We start from the raw sequence: 2,003 nt of genomic DNA, 5'->3' as shown, positions 1-2,003 counted from the left end.
GCTGGTCGACAAGATCGCCGCGGTGGTCGGAGTCGACACAGCGCTGCTCACGCACCGCACGCCGCGCAAGACGCACGTCAAGCCGCAGGGTGCGCACGGCGCGAACCGCCCCGGACCGAAGGTGCCGGCCTCGCTGGCCGAGGTTGAGCAGCGGTTCGGTGTGACCGGACGGCTGATCTACGAAACGCTGGGCAAGAACTATCTGGCGATGATCGCTGAGGACTACGTCTACGAGCAGCAGAAGGGCCACGTCCAGCGCTACCCCGAGTTCGTCGCGATCGCGAATGTGCCGCAGAGCGCCGGGTGGAAGGCCGTCTTCGACCCCAACGCCGGCGACGACCCCGCCGACAAAGACAGCGCGAACGACAGCGATGCCAGCGAGTCGGCCAAGGGGTTGGGCCAGAACGCCGAGCCGTTCGTCTTCGAGGGCGCGAACAAGCGGCCCGAGCACCCGAGCATGAAATGGCTCATGAAGGAGCTCGAGAAGCGCGATGTGGGCACCGGCGCGACCCGCACCTCAACGTACTCGGAGGTGACGAGCACGAATGCGAAGTATCCGCTGCTCATCGAGAAGGGGCGCAAGCTCACCCTGGCCGAGGCCGGTGAGATGAGCTGGCTGCTGCTGCCGGGCACACACATCGGGGATCTCGCACTGACTGAGAAGGTCTACGCGGACATGAAGGACATCGCCGCGGGCACGGCTACCGCCGAGGAGCGGCTGGCCATCGTTGCCGACTGGGTGCGCGAAGACATCAGCGTGATGGCCAAGAACGCGGCCTCCATGCGCTCCAGGCTGGGCCTGAAGGAGGAGGTCCTCGCACAGAAGGAGCGCGCGAAGGGCACCTGGGGCACCCGGGAGGTGGCTTTCGCCCGCGAATGGGGCGGACATCGCTTCAGCGACGAGGAGGTCGAGAAGCTGTTGGCCGGAGAGACGATCGACTTCCAGGCCACGAGTCAGCAGGGCAAGACCTACGACGTCTTCGGCAAGCTGGGCGAGGGTACCTACAAGGGCAAGAAGTTCGTGGGCTTCCAGAAGCTCGGCTTCGGCCGCCGGGACGCCAGCGGTGCAGTCCTGCCGCCGAAGGAGTGGTGCAAGCACGTCTTCACGCAAGCCGAGATCCAGAAGCTCACGGCGGGCGAATCGATCGAGGCCGGCGACTTCGTCAGCGGCAAGACCGGCAACAACTTCAGCTGCAAGGTGAGCTGGGACTCCAAGACGCAGAAGATCGTCCCGGACTTCGGCACGAGTGGCGATGAGCCGCCGATGTCCTGGTGCGGCGTGAAGTTCACCGATGCGCAGCGCAAGGATCTGGCCCACGGCAAGACGATCGAGGGGAAGGGTTTCCTGTCGAAGAAGACCGGCAAGAAGTTCGACGCGAAGCTCACCTGGAAGGAGGAAAAGGGGGCGAAGAAGCTGGTGCCGTCATTCGGCTGACGGTGTCATGGCAAGACCCGTTCGTGGAGCGATGAGCTCTGCGGGCGGGTCTTGTCGTATCCAAAGGCCATTCGAATTCCCTATAGAGTCGCATTCCGATAGCGAGTAGACTGGCTGCCTGACTTCAGTTCGATTACCAGGCGAAAGGACACGATTCATGGCGATGACGTCCACTGCAACCACCGCGACACGACCGCGCACGGCGGACATGACCCCCGCCCTGGGCGGACGTGTCGGTCTGATCGGCGACACCCACGGAGACGCAGCGTTCCTGCGCCATGCGGCGACGGTCCTGGCGGCGCGGGGCTGTACCTCACTGGTCCAGCTCGGCGACTTCGGGATGATCTGGCGGGGCACCCGCATGGAGTCCCGGGCACTGGCGGAGCTTAATGACGTGCTCACGGTTCTGGGCATGCCGCTGTACGTCGTGCTCGGCAACCACTAGAATTACACGCTCATCGACGCCCTGCCGCGCAACGAGCACGGCGTAGCACGCATCTTCTCTCACATCGGGCTCCTTCCTCGCTCCGGCGCGATCGCGGTGTCGGCCGGCAGCGGCGACGGCGGT

The 2,003-nt window shown here is 65.0% G+C and carries 2 protein-coding genes; both read left to right on the top strand.

Translation table 11 applies throughout. From position 1 onward, the window contains the following. Positions 1-1,435, top strand: a 1,435-nt coding sequence (locus AHiyo1_RS24065; protein WP_148667769.1) for a topoisomerase C-terminal repeat-containing protein, incomplete at its 5' end; no start/stop codon positions are given. A 163-nt stretch (positions 1,436-1,598) separates the two neighbouring features. Next, positions 1,599-1,880 carry a metallophosphoesterase gene (locus AHiyo1_RS24060; protein WP_148667768.1) on the top strand — a complete coding sequence of 94 codons (282 nt, stop codon included), beginning with the start codon at positions 1,599-1,601 and terminating at the stop codon, positions 1,878-1,880. The last annotated feature ends 123 nt before the right edge of the window (positions 1,881-2,003 follow it).

This window comes from Arthrobacter sp. Hiyo1 (assembly GCF_001263615.2).
Lineage (GTDB): Bacteria > Actinomycetota > Actinomycetes > Actinomycetales > Micrococcaceae > Arthrobacter.
This window is presented reverse-complemented; position numbering and strand designations above follow the sequence as displayed.